Source organism: Microbacterium cucumeris, assembly GCF_058349845.2.
The window spans coordinates 530,622-545,534 of sequence record NZ_JBYRIZ020000002.1 but is presented as its reverse complement, the minus strand read 5'-3'; the positions used below and the strand labels follow the sequence as shown (position 1 = coordinate 545,534).

Annotated in this window: 14 protein-coding genes; 2 read left to right on the top strand and 12 right to left on the bottom strand. The window is 70.4% G+C overall.

The annotated features are described in order from the left end of the window. Positions 1 to 420: 420 nt before the first annotated feature. Positions 421 to 1,644 (top strand): CoA transferase, encoded by a 1,224-nt coding sequence (locus tag AC3RXZ_RS09185; protein ID WP_491493809.1) that lies wholly within the window; start codon positions 421 to 423, stop codon positions 1,642 to 1,644. On the opposite strand, the gene AC3RXZ_RS09180 is transcribed toward AC3RXZ_RS09185, so the two are convergent. From AC3RXZ_RS09180 to AC3RXZ_RS09165, 4 genes are read right to left on the bottom strand one after another with little or no spacing between them, the layout of a single operon-like run. Next, entirely contained in the window at positions 1,645 to 2,439 is a 795-nt protein-coding gene (locus AC3RXZ_RS09180; protein ID WP_491493808.1) for a DUF4184 family protein, read from the bottom strand. It lies immediately after the preceding gene. A gap of 3 nt (positions 2,440 to 2,442) precedes the next feature. Further along, positions 2,443 to 3,747: a tyrosine--tRNA ligase gene (gene tyrS, locus AC3RXZ_RS09175; protein ID WP_491493807.1), complete on the bottom strand. Its 1,305-nt coding sequence runs from the start codon at positions 3,745 to 3,747 to the stop codon at positions 2,443 to 2,445. A gap of 36 nt (positions 3,748 to 3,783) precedes the next feature. Continuing rightward, on the bottom strand, positions 3,784 to 4,608 hold the full coding sequence (locus AC3RXZ_RS09170; RefSeq protein ID WP_491493806.1) for a hypothetical protein: 825 nt from the start codon (positions 4,606 to 4,608) through the stop codon (positions 3,784 to 3,786). Beyond that, positions 4,605 to 5,249, bottom strand: a complete 645-nt coding sequence (locus AC3RXZ_RS09165) for a SatD family protein (RefSeq protein ID WP_491493805.1) — start codon at positions 5,247 to 5,249, stop codon at positions 4,605 to 4,607. The genes AC3RXZ_RS09170 and AC3RXZ_RS09165 overlap by 4 nt, the downstream gene beginning before the upstream one ends. A 59-nt stretch (positions 5,250 to 5,308) precedes the next feature. Between AC3RXZ_RS09165 and AC3RXZ_RS09160 the strand changes: the two genes are divergently transcribed. Beyond that, positions 5,309 to 5,890, top strand: a complete 582-nt coding sequence (locus AC3RXZ_RS09160; protein ID WP_491493804.1) for a DUF1349 domain-containing protein — start codon at positions 5,309 to 5,311, stop codon at positions 5,888 to 5,890. 35 nt (positions 5,891 to 5,925) lie between these two features. Here AC3RXZ_RS09160 and argH read toward each other — a convergent pair whose 3' ends face one another. From argH to AC3RXZ_RS09120, 8 genes are all read right to left on the bottom strand, one after another. Continuing rightward, positions 5,926 to 7,356, bottom strand: coding sequence for an argininosuccinate lyase (gene argH, locus AC3RXZ_RS09155; protein WP_491493803.1), 1,431 nt, complete (start codon positions 7,354 to 7,356; stop codon positions 5,926 to 5,928). A gap of 9 nt (positions 7,357 to 7,365) precedes the next feature. After that, positions 7,366 to 8,451 carry a heparan-alpha-glucosaminide N-acetyltransferase domain-containing protein gene (locus AC3RXZ_RS09150; protein ID WP_491493802.1) on the bottom strand — a complete coding sequence of 362 codons (1,086 nt, stop codon included), beginning with the start codon at positions 8,449 to 8,451 and terminating at the stop codon, positions 7,366 to 7,368. A gap of 4 nt (positions 8,452 to 8,455) precedes the next feature. Further along, on the bottom strand, positions 8,456 to 9,379 hold the full coding sequence (argF, locus tag AC3RXZ_RS09145; protein WP_243232654.1) for an ornithine carbamoyltransferase: 924 nt from the start codon (positions 9,377 to 9,379) through the stop codon (positions 8,456 to 8,458). Next, on the bottom strand, positions 9,376 to 10,593 hold the full coding sequence (locus AC3RXZ_RS09140; protein ID WP_491493801.1) for an acetylornithine transaminase: 1,218 nt from the start codon (positions 10,591 to 10,593) through the stop codon (positions 9,376 to 9,378). Before AC3RXZ_RS09140 ends, argF begins: the two co-directional genes overlap by 4 nt. Further along, on the bottom strand, positions 10,590 to 11,504 hold the full coding sequence (gene argB / locus AC3RXZ_RS09135) for an acetylglutamate kinase (protein ID WP_491493800.1): 915 nt from the start codon (positions 11,502 to 11,504) through the stop codon (positions 10,590 to 10,592). Before argB ends, AC3RXZ_RS09140 begins: the two co-directional genes overlap by 4 nt. After that, on the bottom strand, positions 11,501 to 12,658 hold the full coding sequence (gene argJ, locus AC3RXZ_RS09130; RefSeq protein ID WP_491493799.1) for a bifunctional glutamate N-acetyltransferase/amino-acid acetyltransferase ArgJ: 1,158 nt from the start codon (positions 12,656 to 12,658) through the stop codon (positions 11,501 to 11,503). The genes argB and argJ overlap by 4 nt, the downstream gene beginning before the upstream one ends. Continuing rightward, positions 12,655 to 13,698: an N-acetyl-gamma-glutamyl-phosphate reductase gene (gene argC / locus AC3RXZ_RS09125; protein ID WP_243232646.1), complete on the bottom strand. Its 1,044-nt coding sequence runs from the start codon at positions 13,696 to 13,698 to the stop codon at positions 12,655 to 12,657. Before argC ends, argJ begins: the two co-directional genes overlap by 4 nt. Positions 13,699 to 13,917: 219 nt before the next feature. After that, positions 13,918 to 14,883, bottom strand: a complete 966-nt coding sequence (locus AC3RXZ_RS09120; RefSeq protein ID WP_491493798.1) for an NAD-dependent epimerase/dehydratase family protein — start codon at positions 14,881 to 14,883, stop codon at positions 13,918 to 13,920. Positions 14,884 to 14,913 lie beyond the last annotated feature (30 nt).

The following is a 14,913-nucleotide window of genomic DNA, read 5'->3' as shown; positions in this document are numbered from 1 at the left end:
TGTTGAGTTCTCAAGGATCAGACGCTCCCCCGACCCAGCCATCACAACCAGGCCCGAAGGGCAACTTCTCTATCTTACCTCGCGGGATCCGTTTGTCAAATCGGCGAACCGGGCGAACCGGGTCGTGATCCGAGGACCGCAAGGCATCCCGCCACTGCTCTCACACCGGAGTGTTCGATCGAGTTTCGGGAGGTGATCCGCCGCTTGAGGGGAGCTGACCTGCTGGTCTGTCTCAACCCTGTGGGGCGAACAGGTAATAACTTACGCAGGATCGGGCCCACCCGGCAAATCCGGGTGGCATCCCGGGCGTGTCGGCCTGAGGACCGCTCGATCCGCCTGGCGCACCGTCGTAGCATCCCGCTATGGAAGTGCTGTCCGTTCACGGCTCTCCTCGGCGCGAGCGCTCGGTCGGAAGGAGTCATGGTGACGGTTGATGCCCTCCCCTCGCGGCTCGCGGTGAGCGCCCTCGCCCTCGCCAGCGTTCGGGCCGTCTGCGATGCCGCCCGCGATCCCCGCGTCGACCCCAGCCGCGTCGATCCGGTCCGAGTGGCGGCGGCCTACCGCAGCGATCGGATGCTGCGCATCGACGGGCGGGCTCCCGATGCATGGGCGCCCCTCTCGGGATTCTGGCGCACGACCGACGGATGGATCCGCACGCACGGCAACTATCCGCATCATGCGCACGCTCTTCGGCGCGGGCTCGCGCTCTCGGACGCGGCCGGAGCGGACGAGCTGGCGCAGGCCGTCGCCGATCTCCGCACCGCCGACGCCGTCGCCGCTGTCTCGGGGGCCGGCGGGCTCGCCGTCCCCGTGCGCGCCGAGGACCCCGGGTCGGACGCGGAGCTGCGTCGCACCGGACTCGTCGAGACCATCCGACTCGCCGATGCTCCCCGGCGAGGCCGCACGCCGGGGACCGGGGCACGCGGCATCCGCGTCCTCGACCTCACGCGGGTGATCGCAGGGCCGGTGTGCACGCGGACGCTCGCCCTGCTCGGCGCCGACGTACTGCGCGTCGACCCGCCGGACCTCCCGGAGCTCGAATGGCAGCATCTCGACACCGGGCACGGCAAGCGCACCACGGTGCTGGACGCGCGCTCGGCACGATTCGCCGATCTCCTCGCGCACGCCGACGTCGTCGTGCTCGGCTACCACCCCGCCGCGCTCGCCCGACTCGGGCTCTCCCCCGCCGCCCTCGCCGACCGGCATCCAGGGCTCGTCATCGCACAGCTCAGCGCCTGGGGCGAGGCTGCACCCGGACGACGCGGATTCGACAGTCTCGTCCAGGCCGAATCCGGCATCGCGATGGTCGAGTCGCCGGACGGAGAACATCCCGGCGCCCTCCCCGCCCAGGCGCTCGACCACTCCGCCGGCTACCTGCTCGCCGCCGGTGTCCTCCGCGCGCTCGAGGAGCAGCGGGCCACCGGAGGCACGATGCTGGTCCGCACCTCGTTGCGTCGGGTCGCCGCCGAACTCCTCGGGATGCCGCGCACGACCAGGACCGGTCCCGCAGTCGACATCGATCCAGCCGAGCACACCCAGCGATTCACGATCGGCGGGCGGGAGGTCATCACCGTGCGCTCCGCGATCCCCGGCCTCGAGTTCACAGATCCTCGACCGTGGGGACGCGACACGCCGGCCTGGTGATCACACCCGAGCGCTCAGAGATCGCCGCGTTCCGATCACGATGCACAGCACGATCGTGATCAGCCCCCACAGCGCGCACGCCGGGGGCAGCACCCGATACGCGAGATGCTGGACCGTGAACTCCGCGGTGAAGGGCCCGGCGACCGCATACCCGATCGTCCACGCCGCGATCAGGAACACCGGCAGCGTCAGCCACCAGGCGAAGCGCAGCCAGCTCGGGAACATCCGGTCCACGGCATCCCGCGGAGACCGACGCCTCACCCAGACCAGCATCCAGATCCCGATGATGAGCAGGCCGATGACGCTCGAGCCGTGCTGGAGCCACTTGAATCCGGCGAGCGGACCCCACGGCTCATCCAGGACCGGGAGCAGTTCGCTTCCCCAGCGGCCCTCGTGCGTGAAGAGGTCCCAGACGATATGCGACAGGACGCCGATCAGCAGCGACAGCGCGAGCAGCAGCGGATAGCTGCGGCGCTCCCCGACGCCGACCGCCTCACGCGCGGCAGCCGGCATCGTCTGATCCCACCCGACCGGCAGGCGTCGGGCGAGCCATCGGGGCGACAGCTCCGACACGCACGGACGCAGCAGCACCCTCCACACCAGGAACAGCGCGAACGCGATCATCCCGGTCCACACGATGTTGGCGAACGCGTGCGTGAATCCGTACTTCAGTCCGATCCCGCGCACGAACAGCGGCAGATCCGGAGTCATCGCTCCGATCGCGATCGCCGAGGCGATCAGCGGCGTCCGCACGAACGGCAGCGCCACCACCGCATGACTCGGGGTGAACGGCACCGATCAGCCGATGAACAGGCCCGCGAGCGTCTTCTTGCCGCGGCGGAGCACGGAGACTCCCCCGGGGAGACCGCCCTGAACCGTCGCCGTGTCATCCTCGACGCGGATGCCGTCGAGCGTCACGCCGCCCTGGGCGATCGCACGTCGCGCTTCCGACAGGCTCGAGACCAGTTCGGTCTGCACGAGAGCCTCGACCACCGGGGTGCCGGCGGCGAGCGTGGCGTTCGGCAGCTCGGCCAGCGCCGAGCGCAGCGTGTCCGGATCCAGTGCCGTCAGATCGCCCTGACCGAACAGCGCCTCGGATGCCGCGATCACCGCCGCGGTCGCGTCGATGCCGTGCACCGTGGCGACGACCTCGAGCGCCAGACGCTTCTGCGCCGCACGCCGGAAGGGCTCGGTCTCGACGAGATGCGCGTACTCCTCGATCTCGGCCTTCGTCAGGAACGTGAAGACCTTGAGACGCTCGACGACGTCCGCATCGTCGGTGTTCAGCCAGAACTGGTACATCCGGTAGGGGCTGCACATCTCCGCGTCGAGCCAGATCGCGTTGCCGGCGCTCTTGCCGAACTTGGTGCCGTCGCTGTTCGTGATCAGAGGCGTGCCGATCGCGTGCACGGAGACTCCCTCGACGCGGTGGATGAGATCCGTGCCGCTGGTGAGGTTGCCCCACTGGTCGCTCCCGCCGGTCTGCAGCACGCAGCCGTAGCGGCGGAAGAGCTCGAGGTAGTCCAGCCCCTGCAGGATCTGGTAGCTGAACTCGGTGTAGCTGATGCCCGCCTCGGAGTTCAGTCGTGCGGCGACGGCGTCCTTCTTGATCATCGTGCCGACGCGGAAGTGCTTGCCGATCCCGCGCAGGAAGTCGATCGCGCTCAGCGGCGCCGTCCAGTCGAGGTTGTTCACGATGAGCGCGGCGTTGTCGCCCTCGAAGCTCAGGAACCGCTCCACCTGCGCGCGCAGCCGGCCGACCCACTCCTCGACGGTCTCGACCGGGTTCAGCACGCGCTCGCTGTCGCGCCCGCCCGGGTCTCCGACGAGACCGGTCGAGCCGCCCACGAGCCCCAGCGGCCGGTGGCCGGCGAGCTGCAGACGGCGCAGCGTGAGCAGCTGAACGAGGTTGCCCAGGTGCAGGCTGGGAGCGGTCGGATCGAAGCCGCAGTAATACGTGATCGGGTCCCCGGCGAGAAGGGCGCGCAGCGCCTCCTGATCGGTGGACACGTGGACGAGGCCGCGCCAGACCATCTCATCCCACACGTTCTCGAACGCGGGATCGATCGCCTGCGGAGCAGTCGTCAGAGCGGAATTCGACACGCGCTCCAGGCTATCAGCGCGCAGCACGCCGGACCGTCAGGAGTGCACGCCCCACCAGACCAGGAACGCGGCGCCGAGGGCGATCACCCAGCTCACCAGGCTGCCGACGAGGAAGTACTCGGCCCGCGCACCGGTCTCGCCGTCCTTGGAGATCTCCGGGAAGCGCACGATGCCCTTCGCCGCCAGCATCGCGGCGAGGATCGGATACGCCATCGCGAGCGTCAGCAGGAGGACGATGATCCGTTCCAGCGGTCCGATGAGGCGGCCGCCCTTGAATCCGCCGCGCAGCGGCGGTGCGGGAGCGACCGGTTCGGCGGATTCGGCGTCGGCGCCGGTGTCCGCCTCATGGACCGTCGCCGCGGACGTCGCGACGGATGCGGCATCCGGCAGGTCCGCCCGCTCGACGGCGATGCCGGCATCGGCCGGCCGCCAGGTGTGCTCCCCGGACAGCGCAGCGCGCACCACGAGATTGCCGGATTCCAGCAGGAACGTCGTCACGCCGATGACCAGCACGGCGAGGTCGAAGGGGATCGGCCCGAAGGGCGAGGACAGATCCCAGGCCGCGCCGATCATCCCGGCATCCGCCCGTCCGCCGACCCACACGACGGCGAGCGCGACGATGAAGGCGAGCGCGACGGCAGGCCAGAACCCCGCCCGCGCGTCGCGGTCGCGGGGCATGGTCCACACCCAGGCGGCAGCGATGAGGATGGCCCCCAGCATCGGAAGCAGGGCGTCCGACACGCTGCCGAGGACCATCAGCAGGACGAGGATCACGAGATACCCGATCCAGCGGCGCGGCACGAACTGCCGGACGAGGTCGACCGCGCCGACGGCGAGCAGGGCGAATCCGGCGAAGATCATGAGGTCGCTCCTCTCAGCTGTGCGACGCCCTCGATGAGCGCCGCGGCTCCGGCGCTGCGCAGGGACTTCGACACGCTCGGCTGCGAGATGCCCTCCTGCGCGGCGAGGTCGACCTGGGAGATGCCGACCAGCCGCCCGTAGGTGAGCCGGCGTTCGCGTCCGCTCATCGCGGCGACGAGCTCGTCGCGCACGAGGGCATAGGCGTTGGATGCCGCGATGGTGCTCCGCATGACCTCATCCTGCCCCTGACCACCGACGATCCATGTGCGCGCGCTCGGCACGGCACGTCCTTCGCGCGCCTTGACGATCTCGATCGCCTCCCGGGCGGCCCACCAGGCCGGGCCGTCGGGCAGTTCGCCGTGGGCCGAGTCGATCGCCCGGATCTCCCCCGCACCGATGCCGAAGCGCAGTTCCAGACCGTCAGGGAGGGCGAGCTGCAGCATGAGCAGGGAGGTCAGCGCATCCCCGAGCGCCGCGTAGACACCCTGCTGCTCGTCCCCTACGGTAGGCGTCAGCGGCTGGCTCGCGAGGGGGAGGTCGCGCTCGACGCGCACGATCGTCTCATCGAGCACCTTCTGCGCGGCCGCCCGGTCGTGCAGTCTGCGCGAGCCGACGATGTCGGCGATGACGGCGATGACCATGTCCCGACGATAGCATGCATATTCCCGTTATATGCAGTGATAAGGAATATTTACGGATTATGCCCGAAGTGAGCATTCCCTGGCAGGACGGTGTCTGGACTCACCCGCCCACGGCGGCCGTGGACGACGGACACCTCGACGTCACCGCTGTCGAGGGGAGCGACGCGTGGCGGCACACCGCGTACGGCTTCGTCCACGACACCGAGCACGCGCTGACCGCGCCCCTGGCCGTCGGCGAGGCCATGGAGGTCTCGTTCCGCGCGCCATGGGAGGGGCAGTTCGACCAGGCGGGCGTGTTCCTGCGCATCGACGACGAACGCTGGATCAAGGCGGGTGTGGAGTTCGCCGACGGCCATCTGGGGCTCGGCGCCGTCGTGACGGATCGCCGGTCGGACTGGTCGGTCGGCTACGTCGACGACTGGCGGAACGCCGAGATCACCGTCCGCATCAGCCGTTGGCCGGATGCGGCTGTCATCCGTGCGAAGGCGGACGAGGGCCCGTGGCGCCTCGTCCGGGTGGCGCCGTTCGATCCGAATGCCTCAGCGACGGCGGGCCCGTTCCTCGCGGCGCCGACCCGTTCCGGACTCGTCGTCCGATTCACCCGCTGGGCGCGCACGGAGGCCGACGAGTCCCTGCACTGATCGGAGCCGGATCCGCGAAGCGCGACCGCCGCGGATCAGAGTCCGAGCGCGTGCGCGGCCTTCTGCGCACGCGCGACGAGTTCAGCGCGCTGTTCGGCGACCCGCACGCCCGCGGTCCCGCCGACGCCGGTGCGCGAGGCGACCGATCCCTCGATCGAGAGCACTTCCCGCACGTCCGGCGTGAGGTGCGCGGAGACGGAGTGCAGGAGGTCGTCGGAGGCATCCTCCAGTCCGATCCCCTGCTCCTCGCACGCGCGGACCAGCGCACCGGAGATCTCGTGCGCGTCGCGGAACGGCACCCGGCGCTTCACGAGCCATTCGGCCACGTCGGTGGCGAGTGAGAAGCCCTGCGGGGCGAGCTCGGCCATGCGCTCGGTGTCGAACCGCAGCGTCGCGATCATCCCCGCGAACGCGGGCAGCACCACCTCGAGCGTCTGCACGGAGTCGAACACCGGCTCTTTGTCCTCCTGCAGGTCGCGGTTGTACGCGAGCGGGAGGCCCTTGAGCGTGGCGAGGAGTCCGGACAGGTTGCCGATCAGACGACCGGACTTGCCCCGGGTGAGTTCGGCGATGTCGGGGTTCTTCTTCTGCGGCATGATGCTGGAACCGGTCGAATATCCGTCGTGCAGCGTCACGAAGCCGAACTCGCGCGTGTTCCACAGGATGATCTCCTCGGACAGACGGGAGAGGTCGACTCCGGTCATCGCCGCGATGAACGCGAACTCCGCGACCACGTCGCGCGCCGCCGTGCCGTCCAGCGAGTTCTCGGCGGGGCGGTCGAGACCGAGCTCCCGTGCCACCAGTGCGGGGTCGAGCCCCAGCGTGGACCCGGCGAGGGCTCCTCCGCCGTAGGGCGAGACGCCGGCCCGCACGCGCCAGTCCACCAGCCGCTCGAGCTCGCGCACCAGCGGCCAGGCGTGCGCCTGCAGATGATGGGCCAGGAGAACCGGCTGCGCATGCTGCAGATGGGTGCGGCCTGGCAGGATCGCGTCGGGGTGCGCCTCGGCCTGCGCGACGAGCGCGTCGATCACACGCAGCAGATCACGGGCGATCACCTTGGCATGGTCGATGAGATACATCCGCACGAGGGTGGCGATCTGGTCGTTGCGGCTGCGGCCGGCACGCAGCCGCCCGCCGAGCTCGGGGCCGAGTTCGGCGATCAGGGCCTGCTCGAGAGCGCCGTGCACGTCCTCGTCGGTGGGCTGCGCGACGATCGTGCCGTCGGCGACCTTGCGGGCCAGGGCATCCAGGCCCTCGTGCATGCGGAGCGCCTCGTCGGGCTCCAGGTAGCCCGCAGCCTCGAGCGCCGTCGCGTGGGCATGCGATCCGGCGATGTCGTACGGAGCGAGGATCCAGTCGAAGTGCGTCGATCGGCTCAGCTCGACCAGTTCCGGGGATGGTCCGCTCGCGAACCGCGCACCCCAGAGCGCGCCCTCGTTCGTGCCGTCGTGCTTCGCCTCGCTCATCCCTCCAGCCTAGCGATCCGGCCGGGACGGAACGACGAGCTTCGCCGTGCGGTCGAGGAGCCACTCCAGCGGTCCGCGCCCGACGAGCAGCGCCCAGGCCGTGCATCCGAGGACGACGCCGATCGTGAGCGGCCAGAACGGATCCAGCGCCCGGAACGCGAACAGGTCCCCGGTGTCCCCGACGGCGGCGAGGGCGACGACCGCCCAGATCAGCAGCTGCGCCGTGTAGGCCGTCAGCGGCATGGCCCCGGTCGCGCGCAGCGGGAGCACGAGCATCCGCACGACGCCGAGACGGCAGATCAGCAGGCAGCCTCCGAGCACCGCGACGGCGAACCCACCGGTGCCGATGACCTCGTACAGGCCGGACGAGTGCGGTCGGGACGTCAGCACCTCCTGCAGATACAGGGAGGTCGCGCCGGCCGGCAGCGCCGCGTACCCGAGTACGGCAAGCGCGGCGCCCGCCCCCAGCATCCACAGCTGCGTGGGCAGGCGCCGCAGATCCGCGCGGGCGACGCCGAGCCCGGTCAGCACGAAGGCGAGCCATACCGGGAACGGATAGTGCCAGCCCAGCGCCGCCGCGATCTCCTCGCCGAACGGGCCGTACCAGAGAGGCAGCTCATCCAGCAGCGGCTGCACGAACGCCATCACGACGCCGATCGCCGCGGCGGCGGCCAGCACGGCGCCGGCGGAGAGACGGGCGAACGGCAGGGCGAGCACGAAAAGGAGGGCGTAGGCCGGCAGGATCACGTACACCGGCACCCCGGTGAGGATCAGCAGGATGCCGATGAGCCAGAGCATCCCGGCGCGGACCGCGAGGCGACCGCGCGCGATGCGCATCCGGTCTCCGTCCGACGGCACCGGTCCGCCGGTCACCAGGCCGATGGACACGCCGGCGAGCGTCGCGAACAGGATCGACGACCGCCCGTCGACCACGGCGAGCCAGGTCGACGGGTCGCCCCAGACCCAGCTCTCCGCGGTCGTGAGCAGGTGCGCGGCGAACATGCCGATCACGGCGAGCCCGCGCGCGAGATCGACGCCGGCCAGGCGCGCCGGGCCGTTCAACCGCTCCCACCGGTCGGACAGCCCGCGCGCCACCGGATCAGTCCTGACGCAGCAGCCAGACCAGCAGTGCCTTCTGGGCGTGCAGGCGGTTCTCCGCCTCGTCCCAGACGACGCTCTGCGGGCCGTCGATGACCTCGGAGTCCACCTCGTACCCGCGATCCGCCGGCAGGCAGTGGATGAAGATCGCCTCGGGGTCCGCGATGCTCATGGTCTCGGAGGTGACCTTGTAGCCCCCGAGATCGCGGATGCGAGCGAGCTTCTCCTCCTCCTTGCCCATCGACACCCAGGTGTCGGTGACGACGACGTCCGCTCCGGCGGCGGCCTCGTTCGGGTCGGTGTAGAGCGTGATCGATCCGCCCGTCTCGGCGGCACGACGATCGGCGGCCTCGATCACGTCGTCGCGCGGCGCGTACTCCGCCGGGGACGCGATCCGCACGTGCATGCCCGCCGTGACGCCCGCGAGCGCGTAGGAGTGCGCCATGTTGCTCTGCCCGTCGCCGAAGAAGGCGAGCGTCAGCCCCGCCAGATCCCCCTTGTGCTCGCGGATCGTGAGCAGGTCGGCGAGCAGCTGGCACGGGTGGAAGTCGTCGGAGAGCGCGTTGACGACCGGGACCCGGGTGCCCTTCGCCATCTCCTCGAGTCCGGACTGCGCGTAGGTGCGCCACACGATCGCGGCGACCTGGCGCTCGAGGACGCGAGCGGTGTCGGAGGGCGTCTCCTTGCCTCCGAGCTGACTGCTCGCGGTCGTGATGATCAACGGCGAGCCTCCGAGGTCGGCGATGCCGACGGCGAACGAGACGCGCGTGCGGGTGGACGACTTGTCGAAGATCACGGCGACGGTCTGCGGGCCGGCCAGGGACTTGTCGGCCCAGCGGTCCTTCTTGAGCTCGACGGCGAGGTCGAGGATCTCGGCCTGCTCGGCCGGGCTGAGGTCGTCATCGCGCAGGAGGTGGCGGGTCACAGGGAGGCCCCTTCGGTCTCGGATGCCGCGAGGGAGCTCTGCACGTCGGCGAGAGCAGCGGCGAACAGCGTCTGGAATTCGTCGATCTCGGCATCCCCGATCGTCAGAGCCGGAGCGATGCGGACCGTCTCGGGGTTCGCGGCGTTGACGATCAGGCCTCGGGCCTGCGCCGCCGCGACGACGGCACCGGCGACCGGCGCGCTCAGCGCGACGCCGATCAGGAGTCCCTTGCCGCGGACCCCGGTGATGAGGGGCGAGTCGATCCCCGCGATGGTCGCGCGCAGCTGCTCGCCGCGCGCGGCGGCGTTGTCGACCAGCCCGGCGCGCTCGATCTCGGCGAGCACGGCATCGGCCACCGCCGTGGCCAGCGGGTTGCCGCCGAAGGTCGATCCGTGCGAACCGGGCGTGAACAGCGCGCTGGCGTGTCCGAAGGTCACGAGCGCGCCGATCGGGAATCCGCCTCCGATGCCCTTCGCGAGCGTGATCGCATCCGGTGTGATGCCCTCGTGGCTGTATCCGAACCAGGCGCCGGTGCGTCCGGCTCCGGTCTGGATCTCGTCCACGATCAGGAGTGCGCCGTGCTTGAGCGTCATCGACCGCGCCGCCGCGAGGAAGCCCTCGGGCAGCTCGACGACCCCGGCCTCGCCCTGGATGGGCTCGACGAATACGGCTGCGACGCGGTCGTCGAGCGCCGCCTCCAGTGCCTGGATCGTGGCGGGGATGTGCTCCACACCACCCGGCATGGGAGCGAACGGCGCGCGCATGGCCTCCTTGGCCGTGAGGGCGAGCGAGCCCATGGTGCGCCCGTGGAAGCCGTTCTCCAGCGCGATGATGCGCGGGCGTTCGGCGCCGCCGTGCAGGCGCGCCAGCTTGAACGCGGCCTCATTGGCCTCGGCGCCGGAGTTCGAGAAGAACACACGACCGTCGATGCCGGCGCCGGCGAGGCGCTTCAGGCGCGCGGCGAGAGCGAGCTGCGGCGGAGTCGCGAAGTAGTTCGACACGTGCGCGAGGGTCGCGGCCTGGCGCGACACCGCGTCGACGAAGACCGGATGCGCATGTCCCAGCGACGTCACGGCGATGCCGGCGAGGAAGTCGAGATAGCGCCGGTCCTGCCCGTCGTACAGGTACGATCCCTCTCCGCGCGTGAGCAGCTCGAGCCGCTCCCCCGCGTTGAGCACCAGATCGCGTGCGGCGTCCTCCTGCCAGACGGTCATGCCTTCGTCCTCTCTCCTGCGACCACTTCGGTTCCGATCCCCTTGCTCGTGAAGAGCTCGACGAGCACCGAGTGCGGCACGCGTCCGTCGATGATGGCCGCGGCGTCCACTCCCCGGGACACCGCGTCCAGGCACGCCCGCATCTTCGGGATCATGCCGGATTCCAGCGTCGGGAGCATCTGCTCCAGATCGCCGGAGGTGATGTGCGAGACCAGCGAGTCCCGGTTGGGCCAGTCGGCGTAGAGCCCCGGCACGTCGGTCAGGATCACGAGCTTGCGCGCGCCGAGGGCCGTCGCGAGGGCGGCTGCCGCGGCATCCGCGTTGACGTTCAGCGACTGGCCGGGATGGTCCAGGTCGGGCGCGATGCTGGAAACGACGGGCACGCGGCCGGCGGCCAGGTGGTCGAGCACCGGCGTCGGATCGACCTCGACGACGTCTCCGACGCGCCCGAGATCGACCTCCTCCCCGTCGATGACCACGCCGCGACGTCGTCCGCCGAACAGACCGGCGTCCTCTCCGCTGAGGCCCGTCGCGATGGGGCCGTGAGAGTTGATCTTGGCGACCAGCTGCGGGTTGACCTGACCGGTGAGGACCATGCGGACCACGCTGATCGCCTCGGTGTTGGTGACGCGGTATCCGCCCTTGAACTCGCTGGGGATCTCGAGACGGTCGAGCATGTTCGAGATCTGCGGTCCGCCGCCGTGCACGACCACCGGCTGCACGCCGACGTATCGCAGGTAGGCGATGTCCTGCGCGAACGCGTCCTGCAGCTCGTCGGAGACCATGGCGTTGCCGCCGTACTTGACGATGACGATCTGGTCCCGGAACTTCTTCAGCCACGGCAGCGACTCGATGAGCGTCGCGGCCTTCACCGCGGCGACGTCGGGCGTGGTGTCCTGGATGTCGGTCATGAGGAGTAGGCGCTGTTCTCGTGGACGTAGTCGTGCGTGAGGTCGTTCGTGAGGATCGTCGCCTCGGCCTCGCCGACCTTGAGGTCGATGAGCAGGTCGGTGGCGCGCGGCGCGAGGTCCACATCCTCGCGCGGGCGATCGGGCCCGCCTTCGGTGCACACGCGCACGCCGTTCATCCACACGTCGACGTCGTACGGATCGAACTGCGCGCTCGTCGTGCCGATCGCGGCGAGCACCCGGCCCCAGTTGGGATCGTTGCCGAAGATCGCGGCCTTGAAGAGGTTGTTGCGCGCCACAGAGCGCCCGACCTCCACGGCCTCCTGCTCGGTGGCCGCGTGGGTGACCCGGATCGTGATGTCATGGCTCGCGCCTTCGGCATCGCCCTGGAGCTGGACGGCGAGATCCTGACAGAGCTCGCGCAGCGCGCTGGCGAAGTCCTCGAGGTCGGGCTTCACACCGCTGGCCCCGTTGGCGAGCAGGGTGACCTGATCGTTGGTGGACATGCAGCCGTCCGAGTCGAGCCGGTCGAACGTGGTCCCGGTGGCCTGCCGCAGCAGCGTGTCGGCCTCGAGCGCCTCGAGGTCGGCATCCGTCGTCAGGACCACGAGCATGGTCGCAAGCCCCGGCGCGAGCATGCCCGCGCCCTTCGCCATGCCGCCGATCGTCCAGCCGTCGCGGGACACGACGGCTGTCTTCGCGACGGTGTCGGTGGTCATGATCGCCTGCGCCGCGGCGTCACCGCCGTCGGCGGAGAGGTCGGCGATCGCCTGTTCGGTGCCCGCGAGCACCTTGGCACGGAACTCCTCGTCCCCCGTGCCGATGAGGCCGGTGGAGCACACCAGCACATCGCCGGCGCTGATGTCGAGCAGCTCGGCCGCCTTCTCGGCGGTCTGGTGGGTCGTCTGGAAGCCGAACGACCCCGTGAAGCAGTTCGCCCCGCCGGAGTTGAGCACGACCGCCTCGACGACGCGGTCCGCGATCGCCTGCTGGGACCAGATGATCGGGTTCGCCTTCGCCCGGTTGCTGGTGAAGACGGCCGCGCCGACCTTGCGGGGCCCGCGGTTCACGACGACGGCGACGTCCGGCTTGCCGGTGGACTTGAGTCCTGCGGCCACTCCGGCCGCGTCGAATCCTGCGGGGGCGGTGACGCTCACGGGGCGACTCCGTTCACGGTGAGGGCGCGGGCCTCAGGCAGTCCCAGCGCGATGTTCATGGACTGGACGGCAGCTCCGGCGGTGCCCTTGACGAGGTTGTCGACCGCGGTCACGACGGTCACGCGGTTCGCCGCACGGTCGATGGCGAGCCCCATGAGCGCGGTGTTCGCGCCGAGGACGTCGGCCGTGCGGGGGAAGTGCGCTTCCGGCAGCAGCTGGACGAAGGTCTCGTCTCCGTAGGCGCTCTGCCAGGCATCCCGGATCTCCGCATCCGTCACGTCGTCCGCGATCGGGGCGGTCGAGGTCGCCAGGATGCCTCGGGACATCGGGACGAGCACGGGTGTGAAGGAGATGCGCGGGTCCGTTGCTCCGGCGGCGGTGAGCGCCTGCTGGATCTCGGGGATGTGCCGGTGCGTACCGCCGACCGCGTACGGGTTGGCGGTGCCGAGGATCTCGCTGCCGAGCAGGTTGGTCTTCAGGCTCTTGCCCGCCCCGGACGGGCCTACAGCCAGCACCGAGACGATGTCCGACGGATCGACGACCCCGGCGGCGACGCCGGGGACCAGGCTGAGGCTCACGGTGGAGGCGTTGCACCCGGGAGCCGCGATGCGGGTCGCTCCGCGAAGCTTCTCGCGCTGCTTGGTCCCGTCCACGAGGAGTTCGGGAACGCCGTACGTCCAGGCCTTGTGGAAGGTCCCGCCGTAGAACGCGTCCCAGGCGTCCTGCGAGACGAGCCGATGGTCGGCGCCGGCGTCGATGACGAGCGGAACGTCGCCGAGCGCGTCGGTGTACTGGCCGGACTGGCCGTGCGGAAGCGCGAGGAACACGATGTCGTGCCCGGCGAGGATCTCGGGCGTGGTGTCCTGCAGTTCGAGGTGGGCGAGCGAGCGCAGGTGCGGCTGGTGCTGGATCAGCGGCTGACCGGCGTTGGAGTGCGCGGTGACGGTGCGGATCTCGATGTCGGGATGATCGGCCAGCAGGCGCAGGATCTCGCCGCCCGCGTAGCCGGATGCGCCGGAGACGGCGACGGAATACGTCATGGTTCTACCTTAACGGTCGGGGATGTTCGGGCCGGGGCGGCGACACCGGCACTCTCCCCGCCGGAAGCACGACGGGAGCGCGGGGTCGCCTAGAGTCGGCGGCCGCCACGGCGTCGGCGCACAGGGGCAGCGCTCACGAAGAGCGTTGCGTGAGGGTGCGCGACCGAAGGCATGTCGCGACCATAGCGCCCGGATCCGCGCGCGTGCAAATCCGGGGCGTCATCCGCGCAGTTCCCGCAGCAGCGCTTCCTCCTCGTCCCGGGTCAGTCCTGCACGTCGAGGACGGTCGACGCCGCGGGCGCGCTCGTCGGCGACGACCTTCGCGATCGTGTCCTCGTGCGGGGTCAGTGCGGCGCCCTCGGCCAGATACGCCCGGTTGCTGCGCCGCAGGAACCCGCTCATCTCGGCCGGCAGCCACAGCGGCAGCGACCTCTCCCCCATCCAGTAGTCGACCTCGTGATCGGCGAGCCAGGCTTCGCCGGCCTCCACGACCTCACCGGAGTGCCGTGTCGCAGCCCGGACGAGTGCAAGCATCTCGCCGAGCGGGAGAGGCTCCCCGATCGCGTTCAGGATGCCGTGACCGCGGTCCGTCGCGATGAAGGCGGCGAGATCCTCGACATCGATCACCTGGGCCCAGGCTTCCGCGAGCGGAGGCACGAGCACCGCTTCCGCGCCCGCGCGTTCGAAGGCGGCAGCCCAGTACCCGAACCGGTCGCTCGGGTCACCGGGCCCGACGATGAGCCCCGGACGCAGGATGCGGGCACGATCACCGAGCGATCCGACGGCCTGTTCGGCGGCGACCTTCTGGGCGGCGTAATCGTCCTCATCGCCCTCGCGGGCGGGTGCATGCAGCGGCGACGACTCGTCCGCATCCGGTGTGCTGTCGTCCGCGTACACCGACATCGACGACACATACGTCCAGCGGCGAGCGCGGCCGGCGAGCGCCCCGACGGCTCGCTCGACGTGGCCGGCCCGTGATGAGACGTCGACGACCTCGTCCCAGTCCCGCTGCAGCTGGTCGTAGACGCCGTCGTCATCGCGATCGCCGCGGACGAGAGCCGTCCCGTCCGGAGCCGGACGTCCACCGCGAGCGAGACAGGTCACACGGGCTCCGGCATCCCGCCAGCGCTCGGCGATCCGCGACGACAGCCAGCCGGTCCCGCCCAGGATCAGAACGTCGGTCATGCGTCCATGTCACCAGGTCGACCGCGTCGG